18 protein-coding genes and 1 pseudogene are annotated in these 18641 nt (G+C 67.9%); 10 read left to right on the top strand and 9 right to left on the bottom strand.

Translation table 11 applies throughout. The features are described 5' to 3' along the window. Positions 1–130 precede the first annotated feature (130 nt). Together F1D05_RS24655 and F1D05_RS24650 are read left to right on the top strand one after the other, a co-directional pair. Positions 131–589, top strand: coding sequence for a GNAT family N-acetyltransferase (locus F1D05_RS24655; RefSeq protein ID WP_185442806.1), 459 nt, complete (start codon positions 131–133; stop codon positions 587–589). A gap of 65 nt (positions 590–654) precedes the next feature. Further along, on the top strand, positions 655–2769 hold the full coding sequence (locus tag F1D05_RS24650; protein WP_185442804.1) for a thiamine pyrophosphate-dependent enzyme: 2115 nt from the start codon (positions 655–657) through the stop codon (positions 2767–2769). On the opposite strand, the gene F1D05_RS24645 is transcribed toward F1D05_RS24650, so the two are convergent. Then, positions 2762–3247, bottom strand: a complete 486-nt coding sequence (locus tag F1D05_RS24645) for a DUF1992 domain-containing protein (RefSeq protein ID WP_185442802.1) — start codon at positions 3245–3247, stop codon at positions 2762–2764. The genes F1D05_RS24650 and F1D05_RS24645 overlap by 8 nt on opposite strands. A gap of 65 nt (positions 3248–3312) precedes the next feature. After that, positions 3313–3906 carry a hypothetical protein gene (locus F1D05_RS24640; protein ID WP_206685820.1) on the bottom strand — a complete coding sequence of 198 codons (594 nt, stop codon included), beginning with the start codon at positions 3904–3906 and terminating at the stop codon, positions 3313–3315. Between the two features lie 201 nt (positions 3907–4107). Here F1D05_RS24640 and F1D05_RS24635 point away from each other — a divergent pair, with 201 nt between their 5' ends. The 3 genes from F1D05_RS24635 (at position 4108) to F1D05_RS24625 (ending at position 7687) form a co-directional block, all read left to right on the top strand. Further along, entirely contained in the window at positions 4108–5655 is a 1548-nt protein-coding gene (locus F1D05_RS24635) for an aldehyde dehydrogenase family protein (protein ID WP_185442801.1), read from the top strand. Beyond that, positions 5655–6845 (top strand): NAD(P)/FAD-dependent oxidoreductase, encoded by a 1191-nt coding sequence (locus tag F1D05_RS24630; RefSeq protein WP_185442799.1) that lies wholly within the window; start codon positions 5655–5657, stop codon positions 6843–6845. The genes F1D05_RS24635 and F1D05_RS24630 overlap by 1 nt, the downstream gene beginning before the upstream one ends. 275 nt (positions 6846–7120) lie before the next feature. Next, positions 7121–7687: a hypothetical protein gene (locus tag F1D05_RS24625; RefSeq protein WP_185442797.1), complete on the top strand. Its 567-nt coding sequence runs from the start codon at positions 7121–7123 to the stop codon at positions 7685–7687. An 8-nt stretch (positions 7688–7695) separates the two neighbouring features. On the opposite strand, the gene F1D05_RS24620 is transcribed toward F1D05_RS24625, so the two are convergent. From F1D05_RS24620 to F1D05_RS24605, 4 genes are all read right to left on the bottom strand, one after another. Continuing rightward, complete coding sequence (locus F1D05_RS24620; RefSeq protein WP_185442795.1) at positions 7696–8310, bottom strand: FMN-binding negative transcriptional regulator; 615 nt, start codon at positions 8308–8310, stop codon at positions 7696–7698. A gap of 24 nt (positions 8311–8334) precedes the next feature. Beyond that, positions 8335–8577, bottom strand: coding sequence for a substrate-binding domain-containing protein (locus F1D05_RS24615; protein WP_185442793.1), 243 nt, complete (start codon positions 8575–8577; stop codon positions 8335–8337). Positions 8578–8696: 119 nt separating this feature from the next. Beyond that, positions 8697–10091, bottom strand: coding sequence for an aromatic amino acid lyase (locus F1D05_RS24610; RefSeq protein WP_185442791.1), 1395 nt, complete (start codon positions 10089–10091; stop codon positions 8697–8699). 1 nt (position 10092) lies between these two features. Beyond that, a complete protein-coding gene (locus F1D05_RS24605; protein WP_185442789.1) occupies positions 10093–11106 on the bottom strand; it encodes an ornithine cyclodeaminase family protein in 1014 nt (337 codons plus the stop codon). A gap of 168 nt (positions 11107–11274) precedes the next feature. Here F1D05_RS24605 and F1D05_RS24600 point away from each other — a divergent pair, with 168 nt between their 5' ends. The 3 genes from F1D05_RS24600 to F1D05_RS24590 all read left to right on the top strand — a co-directional run bounded on the left by F1D05_RS24600 (position 11275) and on the right by F1D05_RS24590 (position 12781). After that, entirely contained in the window at positions 11275–11976 is a 702-nt protein-coding gene (locus F1D05_RS24600; RefSeq protein ID WP_185442787.1) for a YqeB family protein, read from the top strand. 87 nt (positions 11977–12063) lie between these two features. Then, positions 12064–12360 carry a hypothetical protein gene (locus F1D05_RS24595; RefSeq protein ID WP_185442785.1) on the top strand — a complete coding sequence of 99 codons (297 nt, stop codon included), beginning with the start codon at positions 12064–12066 and terminating at the stop codon, positions 12358–12360. A gap of 34 nt (positions 12361–12394) precedes the next feature. Continuing rightward, the gene (locus F1D05_RS24590; RefSeq protein ID WP_185442783.1) at positions 12395–12781 is read left to right on the top strand and encodes a pilus assembly protein CpaE; all 387 of its coding nucleotides are present in this window, start codon (positions 12395–12397) and stop codon (positions 12779–12781) included. A 418-nt stretch (positions 12782–13199) separates the two neighbouring features. Here the strand turns inward: F1D05_RS24590 and F1D05_RS24585 are convergent, their stop codons facing one another. Together F1D05_RS24585 and F1D05_RS24580 are read right to left on the bottom strand one after the other, a co-directional pair. Beyond that, entirely contained in the window at positions 13200–13610 is a 411-nt protein-coding gene (locus tag F1D05_RS24585; RefSeq protein ID WP_185442782.1) for a hypothetical protein, read from the bottom strand. 129 nt (positions 13611–13739) lie between these two features. Then, positions 13740–14459, bottom strand: coding sequence for a M15 family metallopeptidase (locus F1D05_RS24580; RefSeq protein ID WP_185442780.1), 720 nt, complete (start codon positions 14457–14459; stop codon positions 13740–13742). A gap of 210 nt (positions 14460–14669) precedes the next feature. Between F1D05_RS24580 and F1D05_RS24575 the strand changes: the two genes are divergently transcribed. Together F1D05_RS24575 and F1D05_RS24570 are read left to right on the top strand one after the other, a co-directional pair. Beyond that, complete coding sequence (locus F1D05_RS24575) at positions 14670–16007, top strand: sensor histidine kinase (RefSeq protein ID WP_246485938.1); 1338 nt, start codon at positions 14670–14672, stop codon at positions 16005–16007. Beyond that, a pseudogene (locus tag F1D05_RS24570) lies at positions 16004–16739 on the top strand (response regulator). Before F1D05_RS24575 ends, F1D05_RS24570 begins: the two are co-directional and overlap by 4 nt. Positions 16740–18263: 1524 nt before the next feature. Here F1D05_RS24570 and F1D05_RS24565 read toward each other — a convergent pair. Then, positions 18264–18605 (bottom strand): MmcQ/YjbR family DNA-binding protein, encoded by a 342-nt coding sequence (locus F1D05_RS24565; protein WP_185442778.1) that lies wholly within the window; start codon positions 18603–18605, stop codon positions 18264–18266. Between the last annotated feature and the right edge of the window lie 36 nt (positions 18606–18641).

Raw genomic sequence — 18641 nt, 5'->3', positions numbered from 1 at the left:
CACCCCACGCGGCCCTCGACACCACAAGAACGAACAACCACCCCCGCCGGTTCCCGTCCACGCGCCCCGCCCAGCTGCCCTTCCCCGAGCGGATCCACGAACCACTCGAGCCTCGTGCGAGGGTGGACCAATGCCACAGATCAGACCCAGGACCGACGCAGACCTCGACCGCTGCATCGAGTTCCTGCGCACGGTCCATGACAAGGCCGCCTATCCGGTCAACTGGCCGGCCGATCCCCGCGACTGGCTGACCCCGCCGAACGCGCTCGGCTGCTGGGTGATCAGCACCGACGACCGGGTGACAGGACATGTCGTGGTCACCCGCGGAGAACCGGGTGAAGCACTGGTCGAGCGCCTCTTCGTCGACCCTGCCGAAACCGGCGCCGGACTGGGCCGCCGCCTCCTCGACCACTGCGTAACCGTCGCAGCAGAGCACGATCTGGCCCTCTCACTCGAGGTCGCGGACAACTGCCACGCCGCGATCGCGCTCTACAACCGCGCCGGCTGGCGGGAAACCCACCGCAGCCCCATTACCTGGGCCGGCACCACCGCGTCGGCTGCGATCCACTTCACCCCACCCGTCGACTGACCGGCATACCAACGCGGCCACGGTGGTCTTAGGCTCGTCGGCATGGCGATGAGCGGTTGTGACAAGTGAGCCAGGTCGACGAGTTGTTCGCCGAGCGGGTCGCGGCGCTCAAACCTGCGACTTGCGATCATCCCGCCGACGTACTGCGTGGTCTGTACGACGCGCAACTCGGTAGCCGGCATGCCGATCTGGCCGCGCGCTGGTTGCAGTCCAAGGGGCTCGGGTTCTACACGATCGGGTCGGCCGGGCACGAGGGCAACGCCGCCGTCGCCGCTGCGCTGAAGCCCACGGATCCGGCCCTGCTGCACTACCGATCCGGAGCGTTCTACCTCGCCAGAGCAGCCCAGCACGGTGTAACAGACGGCATTCGCGACATCCTTCTCGGCGTCGCCGCGGCGACCACCGAGCCGATCTCGGGCGGCCGGCACAAGGTGTTCGGCCGGCACGAGCTCGCGATCATCCCGCAGACCTCGACGATCGCGTCGCACCTGCCCCGCGCGATGGGCGTCGCCTTCTCGATCGCACGCGCCGCCAAACTCGGCGTACCGTCGCCGTGGCCCGCGGACTCGATCGTGGTGACCAGCTTCGGCGACGCCTCGGCGAACCACTCCACCGCCACCGGCGCGATCAACGCGGCTCTGCACGCGTCGTACCAGGGTCTGCCGATGCCGCTGCTGCTGGTCTGCGAGGACAACGGGATCGGGATCAGCGTGCGTACCCCGGAAGGCTGGATCAAACAGGCTTACGGGCAACGCCCCGGCCTCCGGTACTTCGATGCCGACGGCACCGATCTCGCCGCCACCCTGACGATGGCGACCGAAGCGGTCACCTTCGTACGCCGGAACCACCGGCCCGCGTTCCTCCGGCTCCGCACCGTCCGCCTGATGGGTCATGCCGGTTCGGACGTGGAAGCCGCCTATCGGAACCCGGCCGAGTTGCTGGCCGAGGAGGAGCTGGATCCGTTGCTCGGAACGGCCCGGCTGCTGCTGGGCACGGGCCGCACTCCGGACGACGTGATCGAGCTGTACGAGAACAAGCGGTCCGAGGTGATGCAGATCGCGCGCGAGGTCGCCGGTCTGCCGCAACTCGAGTCGGCCGAGGCTGTCGCCGCACCGCTGCACTTTCCGGATGCCACGGTCGTCGCGAAGGCGCTGCCAGGACACCACGTCGAACAGCGCGGCCCACTCACGCTGAGTCAGTCGATCAACCGGGCCCTGACGGACATCCTCGCGTCGTACCCGGAGGCGATGGTCTTCGGCGAGGACGTCGGCCGCAAGGGCGGGGTGTACGGCGTCACCCGCGGGCTGCAGAAGGCGTTCGGCGCGGCCCGCGTGTTCGACACCTTGCTGGACGAGCAGTCGATCCTCGGGCTGGCACTCGGAGCAGGCGTGTCCGGGCTGCTGCCGATCCCTGAGGTGCAGTACCTCGCCTACCTGCACAACGCGGAGGACCAGTTGCGGGGTGAAGCGGCGTCGCTGAAGTTTTTCTCGCAGGGGCAGTACAGCAACCCGATGGTGCTGCGGATCGCGGGCTACGGCTATCAGAAGGGGTTCGGCGGCCACTTCCACAACGACGACGCGATCGGCGTACTACGGGACATCCCGGGGATCGTGATCGCGTCGCCGTCCCGTCCGGATGACGCGGCGGCCATGTTGCACACCTGCGCGGCGGCGGCTCGCAGCGACGGCACGGTCTGCGTCTTCCTCGAACCGATCGCGCTTTACCACCGCCGGGATCTGATCACCGGCGGCGACGAACGATGGCTGGCCGAGTACCCGACCGCGTATGTGCCGATCGGGAGAGCCCGGACGTACGGCGACGGGGATCGGCTCACCATCGTCACGTTCGGCAACGGCGTACCGATGAGCCTGCGCGTGGCCGCGCGACTGCCCGGCGTACGGGTCCTTGATCTGCGCTGGCTCGCACCGTTGCCGATCGAGGATTTGTTGCGGGAGGCAACTGCTACCGGAAGCGTGCTGGTCGCGGACGAGACCCGCCGATCGGGTGGCGTGTCCGAGGGTGTGCTGGCCGCGCTGATCGACTCCGGGTACGCCGGGAGGCTGGCCCGGGTCACCAGCGAAGACTCGTTCGTGCCGCTGGGCGACGCGGCCCGTCAGGTACTGCTCAGCGAGGAGACCATCGAGGCCGCTGCCCGAGAACTCCTTGCGGCGATCAGCTGAAGAGACGCTGCCAGAAGCTGCGTTTCTGTGCGGCCTCACGCTCGGGAGTGGGCTCTGGGCCGGCCGTCTTGCGGGCTTCCCGGTCCTCGCGCCAGTCGCGCAGTACCTCGTCCTCGTCCGTCCGGCCGACGGGGATGACCGGGCCGGTGGCGTCGCGCACCTGGACCAGGATCCGCTGGTTCAGATCCTCCAGGTAGTCGCGGACCTCGGTCTCGGTCCGCATCTTGTGGACGTGCTCGCGGATCCGCGCCTTCTCCTTGCGCAGCAGCATCGTCGGTGGCAGCAGGACCTCCGCGTCGATCTTCTCCCGGCGGATGAAGTCCTTGACCCACCAGTCGGAGTCGTGCGCGTCGGCGAGCTTCGGGATCGGCTTCCCGGCGCCGGCGAGATCGTCGAACTCGCCCTGCTTCTGGGCCTGCTTGATCTGCGCCTCGACCCAGTCGTTCATCTTCATCGAGGGCGGCTTGCGCTCGGTCATGGGTGGGACCTCCCGTGTCTCGCGACATGGCTCCTTGACCCGAGTCTAGAGGCTTGTGAATGCAATCACAAGCCTGAATCCTGATCGACCACCTGCGGGTTGCGATCGGGCCAGAGCTCGGGCATCGGGATCGGAACCCGCCACATCCTGACGTCAGGGTCGATCAGACCGTGCCGGATCGCGACGTACCGCATCAGCCTCAACGGGCCGGCGATCAGCACGAACGCGAGCGGTAGTTCCAGAAATGCCGCGCTGAGGATCGCCTGCAGCAGGTCGTCGCCCCGCTGACTCGTCATCACGTCGAACCAGGCGTCACAGATCAGCAGGACACCGGTCGCGAAGGCGAACGGGAACAGCAGTTGACGCCGCCGCCAACCAGCGATCGCCGTCGCCACCAGCATCGCCAGCAGCAGGCTGTCGAAGCCCACCCAGGTCGCCACCCAGTTCCGCGCCACGTAATGATCCGGAAGCGTGTTTCCCAGGTAAACCGTCCACGGGATCAGCACCGCCACCGCGAGCAGGATCAGTACAAGTCGCCACTTCCGGATCCGCTGCATGGTCTGCGGGTTCAGGATCGGTCCTCGCGGCGTCAGAGCCAGCCGCTGGACCAGCTCGCGCCGCTCGGACGGCGTCATCGCCTGGATCTCTTCATCGCTCAACCGGGAACCACTCACTCTCAAATGCTCACACGCCCACCCACGATGAACCCCAGTACCCCCGCGCCTTGCGTCCGAATCACCGTGGGGCAGAACCCTCAGTTGTTCGGACGCAAGCGATTCGCCGGCGGCGGGGGTTGGCAACGACCGGGCCGGTGACGGAGGCTGGGCGGACCCGAACGCCCTGATCGAGAGGACCCACCCGTGTCGTCCGTCATCCTGTCCGTCGTCGCCGGAGAACGGGTCCCCGACCCGGTCCGGACCACCCCGTCCACCAACCCGGCGAACACCGCCGACGTGGTCGGCACCATCGGCTCGGCCGGCGCCGACGTGTTCACCCGGGCAGCGGCCGCGGCCAAGGCAGCGCAGTACGGATGGGCCGCCCTGCCCGCCCCGCAGCGCGGTCAGGTGATCGCGAACGTCGGCCGCCTGATGACCGCGAACAAGGCCCGCCTGGCCGCCCTGGTCACCCGTGAGATCGGCAAGCCGCTCGCGGAGTCGCTGGGCGAGGTGCAGGAGATCATCGACACCTGCGACTTCTTCATCGGCGAAGGGCGCCGCCTGTACGGGCAGACCGTCCCGTCGGAGATGCCGGACAAGCAGCTGTTCACCTTCCGCCGCCCGGTCGGCGCGGTCGCGGTGATCTCGGCCGGCAACTTCCCGGTCGCGGTGCCGTCCTGGTACATCGTCCCGGCCTTGCTCTGCGGCAACACCGTGGTCTGGAAGCCGGCGGAGTACTCCGCGGTCGTCTCGAACGCGTTCTACGAGATCTTCGCCCACGCCGGCGTACCGGCGGGGGTGTTCAACCTCGTGTACGCCGATGGCGCCGACACCTTCGCCGGGCTCGAGCAGGCGCTCGCCGCCGGGACGATCGACAAGGTCGGCTTCACCGGTTCGAGCGAGGTCGGCAGCCGGATCGGCGAGCTCTGCGGCCGCCACCTGCAGACGCCTTGCCTCGAACTCGGCGGCAAGAACCCGATGGTGATCACCGAGGACGCCGACCTCGACCTCGCCGTCGAAGGCGCATTGTTCTCCGGCTTCGGTACTGCGGGCCAGCGGTGCACGTCGCTGGGAACGGTGATCGTGCACGAGTCGGTCCACGACTCGTTCGTCGAGCGATTCAGTACTGCGGTGCGTGAAGCCGCGATGGGCGATCCTCGCGAGGACGTGCTGTTCGGGCCGCTGCTGGACGAGAAGTTCGCGGCCGGCTTCGAGAAGTCGCTGGGCTGGATCGCGGCGCACCACCAGGTGATCGGGTCGACCGGCCGAGTCGGCACGGACAACCCGCGAGCGGGGTTTGTCGGAGATCCTTCGGTCGGGCTGTTCTACCACCCGGTGATCGTGGACGGCGTGCGGTCGGACGACGAGCTGTTCCTGAACGAGACCTTCGGGCCGATCGTCGGCATCACGACGTACTCGACCCTGGACGAAGCGATTGCTCTGGGCAACAAACCCGGGTATGGGCTGTCGAGTTCGATCTACACCACCGACCCGAACAAGGCGTTCCGGTTCGCGCAGGGCATCTCGGCCGGGATGGTGAGTGTCAACAACTCGACCTCGGGCGCCGAAGCGCATCTGCCGTTCGGCGGCAACGGCAAGTCGGGCAACGGGTCCCGGCAGAGCGGCATCTGGGTGCTCGACCAGTTCACCCGCTGGCAGTCGCTGAACTGGGACTACTCCGGCAAGCTCCAGAAGGCCCAGATGGACACGATCACCGTCGAGGCCGACTACGACTTCCTGCTCCCTGACTGATGGTCGCCGTCGACGCGGGGCCGGCCCGACCAGGCCGGCCTTCGCTTCCGGACGCCGCCGACGTGGTGATCGTCGGCGGCGGGGTGATGGGGACCAGCATCGCGTTCCACCTGGCCGAGGCCGGCGTACGGCGGGTTGTTCTCCTCGAGCAGCGCGAACTCGGCTCCGGCTCGACCTCGAAGGCCGCCGGCGGAGTACGGGCGAATTTCTCCGACGAGCTGAACATCGCCCTCGGTGCTCGCAGTCTGGAGGCATTCGCCCGCTTCGGCGAGCGGCCGGGGCAGGAGATCGACCTGCACCGGGTCGGCTACCTGTTCCTGCTCTCCACCGCGGATCAGATCGCGCTCTTCGAGGAAAGCACCCGGTTGCAGAACGCGGCCGGTCAGCCGACGCGGATGATCTCCCCCGACGAGGCAGCCGAGCTGGCGCCGATCATCTCCCCCGAGGGTCTCCTCGGCGCCTGCTTCTCGCCGGCCGACGGGCACTGTACGCCGGAATCCGTCGTCCTCGGATATGCCACCGCCGCCCGCCGGCTCGGCGCAACACTGATCACCGGCTGCGCCGTCACCGACATCGATGCCCAGGGCAACAACATTACGGCGGTCCGGACCACTCGCGGCACCATCCGCGCCTCGACGGTGATCTGCGTCGCGGGCGCCTGGTCGGCCGGGATCGGCGCGATGGTCGGCGTCGATCTGCCGGTGACTCCGCTCCGGCGGCAGATCGTCGTCACCGAGCCGATTCCTCGACTGCCGGCCGGCCTGCCGATGACGATCGACTTCAGCAGCACGTTCTACTTCCACTCCGAAGGACCTGGCCTGCTGGTCGGCATGTCCGATCCCGAGGAAGAGCCGGGCTTTCACCTGGACCGGACGGAGGACTGGCTGCCACGACTCACCGCGGCGATGGAACACCGTGCGCCTTCTCTGCTGGACGTCGGCCTCGCCAGTGGCTGGGCCGGCCTCTACGAAAACACGCCCGACCACAACGCCCTGATCGGCGAGGCGCCGGACGTCAGCCGATTCCTTTACGCCACAGGCTTTTCCGGCCACGGTTTCCTCCAGGGTCCCGCGATCGGCGAGATCATCCGCGACCTCTACCTCGGCAGAACCCCCTTCGTGGACGTCTCTCCCCTGGCCGCCACCCGCTTCCGATCCGCCAATCCCCGAGCCGAACAAAACATCGTCTGACGGCGCTGCACGGAGTGCGGTTGCCGTAGGGCATGTGATGGTGCGCGTGCCGACGACACGCCGGTTGGCGAGCGGGGGAAGTAGCTTTCTCGGGTGGGGCTCGTTAGGGCTGTGTCAGGGATTGCTGCCCGGGTCAGCTCGGGACTTCCCTGGCCAGAGTGTTCGAGACCTTGGCGATCGATTAGCCTGGGTCGGGTTTCGTCGGCAAGCGTGGAGGATTCGTGAAGCGGTTCGTGGTACCGCCTAACTGGCCCACGCCGCCGCGACGGAGCTGGATGCCGCCGAAGACCTGGCGTCCGGATCCCGAGTGGCCGCCGGCGCCCGACGACTGGAAGTTCTGGGTCGACGGCAAGGGCCACCCCATCCGCGGACCGGTCGGCCGGTACGCCGGACCTTCGCGGCGACTCGTGTTCGCCGGCGCCGGCGCGGTCGCGCTGTTCCTGGTGATGGGCGTCTGGATGGTTTCCACGCTCGGCGTCTTCGACGGGAAGCCGCCGGCGGTCCAGGCCGCGCAAGTGGCCGACGACAGCACGCCGAGCCCTACGTTGACCCCCACGCCGACGGCCCCGACCACCGTCCCGTCGAACCCGCCGAGTGCGGAGAAGACCACGCTGACCCCGTCGACCAAGCCGACGAAGGCGCGGACGAAGAAGACGGAAACCGCCGAGAGTCGCGACCCGAAGCCGACGAAGACCACCCCCAGGCCCACCAGGACAACCAGCACACCGTCCGCACGCCCCTCGACGCGCCAGGAACTCTTCGCCGAGTACTGCCGCCAGCACAACTGGCCCGCAGAGGTCTGCGACCCGGACAACTGGTCCCAGGACCCCAACCACCCCTGAGAAGTAGCTCAAAGGTTGCTGGTTCGGCGCATGGCCGTGGCAGTGGGGTTGGGGCCGTGGGATTCCAGCGTGGTGATCACGCCGGTGATGTCGGCGGCGGAGCGGTTCTGGGAGAGCTTGGCTTTGGCTTCGATGCGGGTGATGCGGAGTTCGAGGCCGACGATGGCGCGGAGTTGACCGGCGACGTAGGCGGCGGGCGCGTCGTCCACTGACCACGGGGCCGGCTGCGCGGACTCGTGTTTGGTCGTGAGGCGGCGGACCAGGGAGTCCAGCCAGGCGGTGTCGTCGTGGATGACCAGGTCGCCGTAGACGTGAGCGGTGACGTAGTTCCAGGTCGGGACAGCTCGCCCGTGTTCGGCCTTCGAGGGGTACGAGTTCGGCGTGACGTACGCATCCGGGCCGGCCACGATCGCGAGCGCTTCACCGAGGGCCGCCGTCTTCCACTGCGGATTGTTCCGCGCGACGTGACCCAGCAACGCACCCGCCTCCGCGTCGTAGATCAGCGGCAGCAGGGTCGCCAGCATGCCGTCAGCGGTGGAGGTGATGAGGTTGGCCGCGCCGTGATTGGTCAGCAGCTCCTGCACGACTATGTCATCGGCCGCGAAATGCGAGGGAACATACATACCGCCAGTATCTCCGCCCGCGGATCAGCGAGGAGCGGCGCTGGTATCCCGGACGCGCAACTGCATCGGCAGATAGACCGGCCCGGCCTCGTACCCGTGCACCAGCAACTGCTCCAAGATCTCCCCCGCCCGACGGCCAAGCTCGTCCCGCGACACAGCCACCGTCGTGAGGTTCGTATGCGCGACCCGGTCGAGTGAGATGTCGTCGAAGCCGATCACCGAGATCGACGGAGTCGAGAGTCCGGGAACAACCCGATTGAACAGCACCAGAGGCCCGTTCCAGCTCCTGCGCGGTACTCATCAGTGGTCATCCCCGTTCTGCTTGTCGTCGGCAACTGTCTCCATCGCCGTGTACTCGCAGTGACGATCCAGAAAACACCGCGTGATCAGCTCAAGTTTTCAGCTATCCGCTGGAGATCCACGCCGAAGGTACGGTCAGCCTCGATCGGTGGCACGACAGCCGCCACGGAACCGAGAAACTCTTGTAACGCAGGTGGAATCGGCCGCTTCGCCAACGCGAACGCCTGAAACACCGCCAGTACTTCGCACGCCAGCACGTCACGCGCCAGCCGAACCGCATCGGCCAGCCCGCCGGCGGCCTCCCACGAGAACGACTGGACATCTTCCTGACCATTGGAGGTCTCGATCGAGCCGATTGCCGATGGCAACGCGAGACGGCGCAGCTCGTGCACCAACGCGACGGCCTTCTTGTGTACCGCGACCAGTCCCGCTTGCGGACCGGGCTCGTGGGCCAACTGGGCCGGCAGGCCGGTCACCGCGGGGTCAAGCAGGCGGTGAAGTCGCGCGGCCGACACCTCAGCCGAATGTGTGAGCGCAGCCACCAGTTGATCGCAGTGGGCGGCCAGGTCGATACCGTGGAATCCGGCCGTGCCGACGAACTCCCCGTCCAGGAACGCCGGTGAGTCGGTCACGCCGGTGAATGCTCGCTCGACAGCCTCCGCCAGGCGGACTACGGCCCGCTCGACGTTGGCGATCGCGTGCCCGGCTACGCGGAAAGACACCGGCGCCTGCAATGACCGCGGTTCGTCCTCCGCACCGGCGAGCTCCAGCAGCCTGGCGAGCTCGGCATTGAGGACCTCATCTCCCCTTCCGCACAGAGGACTGTAAGGATCTCGGCTGGCGCCGATCACGGCGATCCCGGCGGCGGCCGTCAATCGCTGATAGTCCAGCAATGTCCTGGCCCGCGAGACCTGCAACCATGCTCGGCCGGTAGCGCCCGGAATCCCTGCCAGCAAAGCGATTCCCTCCTTCGGGCCGAGCTGGAAGGAGGTGGGCGGGGCTGAGACTGTCCCGTCTGCCGTGAGCACGGAGCCGATCCCCACCAACGGCCCGAAGGCATGCGCCAGCGGGATGATCTCCCCCGCGGAACCAGCGCCTTCGAGCGGGATCGCCGGAATGACCTCACTGTTCAGGAGTTCGACAAGCTGGAGACAGAGCTCGGCCGAGACGCCGGCGTCACCATTGAGGAAGGTGCGCAGGCGGGCAACGACAACCGCTCGCGCCTCATCGCGGGACAGCCAGGGCGGACCGCCGACAGCCCGTCCCAGCAAGAGGTTTCGCTGATGCACGGACTGTTCCGGCTCACTCAACCGGACCTTGCTCATGGCCCCCATCCCGGTGTTGACCCCGTAAACGGGATCACCGCCGCGCAAGGCCGACAGTACGGCGTACCGGGTGGTTCTCAGCCGCTCGATCAGGTCCGGCGAAAGCTCGAGCGGAACTCGGTCGAGTACCACGTCTGCTGGCTTGTCGATCAGCATGTCAGTGGAATCTGAGCATCGTGCCGACCTCGGCGGACTCCGCCCGGCGCAGGATCAGGTGCGCGATCGCCACGTCCAGCAAGGACAGTCCGCGATGCCAGAAGAGGTTGCGCTCGGCATCGTTCTCGCGGCCGGGCTTCTGTCCGGACACGATCTGCCCGAGTTCGGCGTACAGGGTCTGCGGTGACAGCCGGCCGGTGTCGACGTGCCGGCGGAGCGCGCCGAATCGGCCGGACTGCGACTCGCGCCAGTCGTCCACGACGACCTTGTCCATCACGTCGAGCAGGTCCAGCTCGACCGCGCTGACCGTGCCGTACGGAACCACGAAGGCGCCGGGCTTGACGGCAGCCGTTCGCAGCAAGGGTTCCGGCTCGGTCAGCCGGGTCGCTTCGACGATCACGTCGGCGCCGTCGAACGCCTCCTCGGCGGTGGCGACCACCCGGACCGGCGTGGACAGCTCGGCGGAGAGCTCGGCCGCGAACTTCTCCCGCGATTCCGGCCGGCGTGACGTCACCCGGATCTCGTCGAGGTCGAACAGGTCGTCGAGCATGGTGATGTTCCACCACGCCGTACCGCGGGATCCCGCGTGGCCGAGAATCTTGCTGTCCCGGCGAGCCAGGTGCCGGGCGCCGACCGTGGTCATCGCGCCGGTCCGGGCCGCGGTGATCATGGTCGCGTCGAGGATCGCCAGCGGGATGCCGGTGGTCGGGTCGAACAGGGTCGCCATCGCCAGCTCGCTCGGCAGCCCGAGCTGGTAGTTCGGGACGAAGTCGCCGACCACCTTCACCCCGCTGACGCCATGGTCGCCGAGCCGGTTCAAGTGGCCGCGCAGGATGTTGAAATGCCCGATACCGCCGTTGTCGGGCTGCAGGTGGACCCGCGGTTCGAAGCTCGTCTGGCCCTCGCCGTGGTCGCGGACCGCCTCCTCGACCGCGTCGACGAGCTCCGTCCGGGTCAACCCGAGCGAGTCGATCTCCGGGCCGGACAGGAACCGCAACCAGATGCCGTCAGCCATCAATCCTCCGCCGTTGTCGTCTCCTCCGCATCGTGCCAGCAGCAACTTTGGTCTCTTTCGGCGGCTGCCGCACCGACTTCGGTATCGCACTCGGCCGCAACCGCTGATCGGCCGCTCCGGCGCTGTTACGTTCGCCGAACGGGGCGTACAGGCAAGGAGGAAGCAGCGATGAGTATGGACACCGCGACCGTGATCGGGCACTCGAAGTCCGACAAGCTGGTGCTGTTCGGCGGGCTGCCGCTGACCGGCGCGGCGCTCGGGTACTTCCTGCCCCGGATCGCCGACTGGGCGGCCGACCGGAGATGGGTCCCGCTGCAGGGACCACTCGAGCTGATCTCGAAGTGGGACAGCTGGTGGGTCGTCCTGCTCTGTACCGCGGCCGGCCTGGTCGTGGGGGTCCTGCTCGCCGCGATCGCGCTGGAGGACACCCTCAAGGTGACGATCTCGAACAGCGGTATCGAGTTCCTGAAGAACCAGAAAGCCCTGCAGGTACGGCGCGACCAGGTGACCGTCGTGTTCATGGACGGCCGCGAGATCGTCGTACAGGATCCGTCGTCGCGGGAGCTGGCCCGCGAACGGCACGATCAGCTGAAGTCCGAGGCGAAGCAGATCCCGGCGGCATTCCGGGCCCACGGTTATCGCTGGTCGGAGTCGGGCGATCCACATCGGGACAGGTTCCGCCGCTGGGTCGAGGACGATCCCGAGCTGCCGCCGGCGGTCAACGCCGTACTGCGGGCGCGGTCGAAGGCGTTCGACGAAGGCGACAAGGGCAAAGCCGACCTGCGAGAACTCCGCGACGAGATCGGCAAGCTCGGTTACGTCGTACGGGACAAGAACAAGAACCAGTACTGGCGGACGATCGCGGGGTGAAGGTCTTTCAGAGGGCCGGGGTTGGTTGGCGGGCCAGTAGGGGGAGCTTGGCGGCGGTGGCGTGATTGGGAACACCTCACACCGCCCATGCTGCTGCCCGGGATGGCGCTGTGCGGCTTCGGCACCGGCTCGCAGATCCCGGTGATGTTCCGGGTGGTGCTTTCCGGCGTACCGGGTGAGTTCGCGGGTCTCGGGAGCGGCCTGATGGTGACGATCCAGCAGGCGTCACTCGCGGTCGGCGCTGCCTTGATCGGCACGGTGTTCCTGTCGCTCACCGGTCCCCTCCACGGCTCCGGCAACGCGCTCGCCGGCACGATCGCCGCGATCGCCGTCCTGATCGCCCTCACCGCCACCCTGGCAACCCGGGCCGAACTCGCCGATTGATGCAGGACTTGAAGCGGGTGGGGAGGATAGAAGTGTGATCACCGTTGAGCAGGCGAAGCGCTTACGCAAGGCCGGCGCGCTCTGGGTCCCCGGCGCCGGCGACCGGTTCGTAGTACCGGACCGGGACATGGACGACGACGTGTTCGTGGTCAGCGACATGACGGTCGAGGTCCACGACTACCCCGGCGGCAAGGTTATCGGCTTCAACGGCACCACCGAATGGGCAATCGACAGCATCGAACAGCGCGAGGTGATCTGGCTCCCCCGCGAAGAACAACTACGAGCCCTACTAGGCCCCCGCTTCCGCCACCTGGAGGCAGTGCCGGATGGCTACGCGGTCCGAACCACAGACGCCACCTACTCAGCCCCCGACGCAGAACAGGCCTACGCGGAAGCCCTACTGGACCTCTTGAACGGCTGAGTTCCCCACCACCCGACCAGCGCGGGCTCGCCCACCGCTTCCTCGATACCACCTCGCCTGAACATCAGCCAGACACAACCTGCACACTCGCACGAGCCGCGACGTAGAAGCGGCGGAGCAGGGCGGGTGAGAGCGGCGGAGCAGGGCGGCTGGGAGCGGCGGAGCAGGGCGGCTGGGAGCGGCGAAGCAGGGCGGCTGGGAGCGGCGGAGCAGGGCGGCTGGGAGCGGCGACGCAGGAGCTGCGTGGGCCTACGTAGTACGAGGTCAGTTTGACGGCCGGCCTGGTAGAGGGTTGGAGCCCCTCAGCCTTGACCTCTGCCGGGCCGGCCGTCCCTGGTGGCACATCCTCCTTCCAGCTTTGTCGGTCGGGATACCTGGTCCGGGAGGGATCCGGCCCCTGCAAAAGACGGACCGGAGGTCAGCGGATTAGCGCGGTGCGGAGTTCGGCGGCGCGGAGCGCGATCCGGTCGCGGGAGCCGGCGACGAAGCGGTGCAGCTGGGTGTCGAGGATTGCCGACGCCTGCAGGTGCGTGACATCGAGCAGCTCGCGCAGATCCCGTACGGCGGACTCCCGGTCGGGCGCCGCCGCGATCGCTTCGAGCACCTCGGTCCGCCGGTCGAATGCGCGCAGCAGGCCTTCGTAGATCTCCAGCTGCGTGTACGCCGACCGGTCGGGCTCGATCACTCCCGGGTGCACGACTCGATCGTCTCCCCTCGAGACGGTGTGGTCGAGAGCTGCACCGCGGACGACCTGCCGCCACAACGCCGGTACTACGGGCCGGCGCGACCGGGTGGATCCACGGGTGATCACTGGGGCATATGTCGTCATCAGCTTGCGCTCCTGATTCGTAGCTGGCGTCTGCGGTCTTGATCGGTAAGTCGGTGCGGTGCGGCGGGATGTCGTACGGCGGTGCGTTGCTGCGTTGGTCGTGGGATTGCTTGGAGGTGTGGAAGTGGGTTAGCCGGCTTCGGCGGGGCCTGCGCCGCTTACTTGGAGGGCGGGGCATCGGCCGCCCGGCGAAGTGAGTGCCTCGAAGTGCCAGGGCTCGTTGTCGTAGCGGCGGCAGAGTCCGTAGCGCCAGCCGTTCTTCTCCAGCCAGGCCATCGCGGGCCGCGGGCCGATGTCGACCGCCTTGCCCTTGACGTGCGCGGACTTCTCCGGCGGAAGCACCCAGCGGATCGCCTCCCGGTAGGAGCCGTATCTCACGATCGCCGCCTTCAGCAACGCGTTCTGCTTGGCGACGCTGCGCCGGCCCGAGGTGATGCTGATGGTGATCCCGTCCGCCTTCGCCGCGGCCGTCGCCTTGCGCAGGCGTGACCTCAGCTTCGAGGTCAGCCCGAGATCGCTCTCCTCGTCGTACGCCGGGCCGGTGGTCTTCGTCGGCTTGGTCGGCCCCGGGCTGGGCTTCTTGGTCGGTTTCGGCTTGGGCGGCTTGGTGGGGGCCGCGGTCGGTGGCAGCGTCGCGCTCGTCTCCATCGGCGGTGTCCGGCCGGAAGCACCGGATCCTGCGACGACCGGCTGCTTGTCCGCGGCCGAGTTCAGATCGAGCAGGTTGCCCAGCTGGGAGTGCCAGATCAGCAGCGAGCCCACCGCGAGCACCGCGACGACCGCCCCAGTCACAGACAGCGACCGGGCTCGCGTCGAGGTCGGACGGCGCGGCGGCAGCTCGTTGGTCATGGGGTACAGCCTCTCGGTTCAGCACGGTCGCCACATCGGCCCCAGGGACTGTCCTGGACAGCCTTAAGTCGGACCTGGGTATGGGGTCGGACGCCCGTTGTCCTCCGAAAGTTGGAGAAGTCAGCCGTACGGGCGCAGGAGCCGAAGATTGTCACCCGCGACTACTCTGAGCAAGTAGGTGCATCGAGGTAGCCGTCGAGAGGCAGTTGGGTGTTGAACTTCTGGCGGCGGTTGCCGTCCGTGCAGCAGGATCTGCTGCTCGCGGCGGTCATTGCCATCGGCTGGTTCTCCGGCCTTGCCCTGATCAACAGCAGCGGGTTACGGCCGAAGAACCCGAGTGTCTCCGTGGTCACCGGGATCTTCCTGGTGCTGACCGTGGCGCTGGTCCGGAGGATCCCCCGGATCACGCTCTTCTTCGTCTCCGTCTTCTACCCACTCCTGTACGCCGCGGCCGAGACCGGGCTGGCGGAGCAGATCGGGCTCGACATCTTCCGCGCGCCCGCGATCAGCGACGCGGCGCTGCAGTCCGAGCTGCATCTCGTGCCGCTGTTGGTGGTCGGCTATCTGGCTGCGGCGAGCGGCGTACGCCGGTTCACCACTCTGTTCTTCACGATGGGCAGTCTGTTCGCCCTGATGATCTGCTTGCCGGCCGTCGTCGCGATCGTGCTGAGCAACCGGCCGGACATCACGCGGTACGGCACTCGGTATGCGAACCTGCCGACCGACATTCCCAGTCTGTACGGCTATATAGACGTTTCTCTGTTCGTCTTCGCCGAGGCGCTGATCTGCGGCATGGTGCTGCTCGGCGCGAACGCGTTGCGCCGCCGGAAGACGATGCGGGTTCTCGAGCAGCGCAACGCCGCCCTGGTCAGGCTCCGGACGATCGAGGCCGAACGCGCCGCGGCCGCGGAGCGGACCAGGATCGCGCGGGATCTGCACGATGTGGTTTCGCACCACATGAGCGCGGTGGTGATCCGGGCTCAGGCCGCCGACCGGGTGGCGGATCGTAACCCCGAAGCGCTGCGCGAGGCGGTCCGCTGGATCATTGCCAGCGGCAAGGAAGCTTTGACCGCGATGCGGGAGACCGTCCGGGTGCTGAACACCGCGTCCTCCAGCAGCGGCGCCGAGACGTCGCCGGTGCCGGACCTGTCGGACGTGGCCCGGATGGGCGATCGGCTGAAGGCGGTCGGCGTCGAGGTGACGATGAATCTGCCGCCGCGCCGGCAACTAGCGACGGCGATCGACCTCACCGCAGTACGGATCATTCAGGAGGCGCTCACCAACGTGATGGTGCATGCGAAGGCGACCGCCGCCCAGGTCAGCTGGCAGAGCGGGCCGCAGGGCGATCTACTGACCATCGACGACAACGGCAGCGGCGGCCCACCGCCGGTGAACGCACTGGAGACCGCCCGGCGGAGCGAGAGCGGGCGGGGCAACGGATTGATCGGGATGCGCGAACGAGCACACGCGGTCGGCGGCACCCTCGCCGTGGCCGCCGGACCACTGGGTGGATGGAGAGTGCAGGCATGGTTGCCGCCGCAGAGGTGACGGAACAGATCCGGGTACTGGTCGCCGACGACCAGGGCGTGATCCGGATGGGACTGGCGATGATCCTCGATCACGAACCGGACCTGACCACGGTCGCGCAGGGCCGGCGACGGCGAGGAGGCGATCCGGATGATTGAGCAGTACGACCCGGACGTCGTACTGATGGACATCCGGATGCCGGTGATGGACGGGCTGGTCGCGACCGAGCGGATCACTCGGGCGAGCAAGGAGTCCGGGCGCAACCGGCCCGCCGTACTGGTGCTGACGACGTTCGATGACGAGGCGTATGTGCTGAGCGCAGTACGGGCCGGGGCTTCTGGGTTCCTGTTGAAGGACACGGATCCGGATCTGCTGGTTTCCGCCGTACGGGCGGTGCATCGGGGTGATTCGCTGGTGGATCCGGCGTCCACGCGGGTGCTGCTGGAGCGGTGCGTCGAGCTCGAGCGGCGGGTGGGTGGCGACGAGCCGGCTCCTGCTGCACCCGACGCGAGGTGGGCCGGGGCGCTTGGGCAGTTGAGTGATCGCGAGCGGGAGATCCTCGTCTGGATGGCGCGCGGGCTGTCGAACCGTGATCTGGCGGCGAAGCTGTTCGTCAGCGAGACGACGGTGAAGACCCACGTCAGCAATGTGCTCTCGAAGCTCGGACTCTCCAGCCGGGTCCAGGCAGTGGTGGTCGCCTACGAGGCCGGAGTGGTCCGCCCGGGCGAGGCCGACGTGAGCTGGGAGGGTTAGGTCAGCAGGTAGATCGCACCTGCGGCTACGGCGATGAGCACTACGACGGTCAACAGCTGAGTAAGAATTGACGCCTGACGGCGTTGTGGCAAGAAGTCCCCGGTCATATTCCAAGCCTGCCTCGCGAAACCGCCCCACCCATCCTCCCGAGGAACGGTTCCGGAGTGACGCAGGTCGCCCCTGGAAGTACCTCGCCTCATCCCCAGGGATGACAACCCGTCATATTGTTGCCCTTAGCCCCGGAATGGTTACGTAGGGCTCCAGCTCGTACGTCGATCCCGCTTCGACTGCCCGGCCCAGTACGTCGCTCCTTCGTCGCCGGCTGATAAAGGCCCCCCACGCGGCTCCTGCGTCGGGCGCTGGTTGGCGCTCTGCCCACATGGTTCGCCGCCACCTGGTTCCCCGGGGTGCGGGTGAGCCCGGGATCGGGTCCGCTGACGCGATGTTCTGCCGATAGCGCGCGATAAGTCCGGTAGCGGACGAAGAACCCGGCAGTTCGACTTCCCGAACCCGCCCTCGTCGAGCAGCCTCAGCAGCGTTCAATCGGTAGCACCTGACACACCGCGAAACCGGGGCCCTTGTGCACCAGATGAGCACGGCCACCGCGGGGGACTGCACAACCGGTGCTCAAAGACGCCGAATCGGGGCCGATCGGTCGGGGCACCCCGGACCAAGAGGCCGGTCTCGCCAAGGCCGGCGCGGACCCGGGCCGGTCTCGCCAAGGGCCGGCGCGGACCCGGGCGGGTCACACCTCCCCGCGGGATCGGCGTAGTTGCGTACCCACAGCTTGACCTCCAAGATCCTGGGATGCCTTCGTCCCGGCCTAAGCCAACGGCGAAGCACACCTAGGCGGACTGGGTGCGGGAGCACACGGCGAAGCGCACCTAGCCGAACGGAGTCCGGGGCGGGAGCGGACCGCGGGACGGGGACCGGCCGAACGGAGTCCGGGGCGGGAGCGGACCGCGGGACGGGGACCGGCCGAACGGAGTCCGGGGCGGGAGCGGACCGCGGGACGGGCACCGGCCGAACGGAGTCCGGGGCGGGAGCGGACCGCGGGACGGGCACCGGCCGAACGGAGTCCGGGGCGGGAGCGGAGTCCGGGACGGGGACCGGCCGAACGGAGTCCGGGGCGGGCTCACTTCAACCGCCAGCCAGTGCATGCCGAAGTTCCCCGACGACGCGTGGCTTGAGCGAGACCCACTGTCTAGTTCAGCCCGATCAGCCAAAGCTGGTCTGCCCATTGCCTGGCTGGGTGTACACGCGGCCAGCCGCGGCCGAACGAGGTGCGTCCGCCGTCGGATCAGCCGCGACGGAGTGCGGCCAGTGCTCATCCGCTCGCGGCTTACCAGTCCCGAGTCTGCCCGAAGGCGACTCGCCAACCCCCATTAGGAGCGGCGTGCGGGTGAGGGGCGGCGGCGTGCGGGTGGCGGACCCGGCGCGCTGGAGAGCCCGTAGTAGGACCCCCGGGCTCCCCAGCCGTTGTGGGGCGAGTGGCCGACGGAGGAGGCGCGAAGCGGGGGGCCTTCACTCGCCGAAGTACTCGGCGGCGACCTTCTTCGGGACGCACATGCGCCAGGCGTCGAGGATGAGTTCGCGGAGTTCTGTCTCGTCGATCGCGGCGAGGTCGACCTCGATCCACTGGTAGCGCTCGTCGGCCTTGCTCGGTGGGAGGAACTTGTCCGGGTACGCCGCGAGGGCGGCCTCCCGCTCCTCCTTCGGGAAACCGATTCCCAGCTGGGTTTCGTCCCGGGACAACGCGAGATAGACGATCCGGCCGACCCGGAACTTGATCCGGTCACGCACTACGACCTCATAACTTCGCGGCAATCCTTCGGTCGCGGCGCGGATATCCACCAGATCGACCACTGCAACCGACCTCCCTTTGCGCAAACAGTTCCGCAC

Origin of the sequence: Kribbella qitaiheensis, assembly GCF_014217565.1 — a bacterium.
In the GTDB taxonomy this organism is placed as follows: Bacteria; Actinomycetota; Actinomycetes; order Propionibacteriales; family Kribbellaceae; genus Kribbella; species Kribbella qitaiheensis_A.
This window is presented reverse-complemented; position numbering and strand designations above follow the sequence as displayed.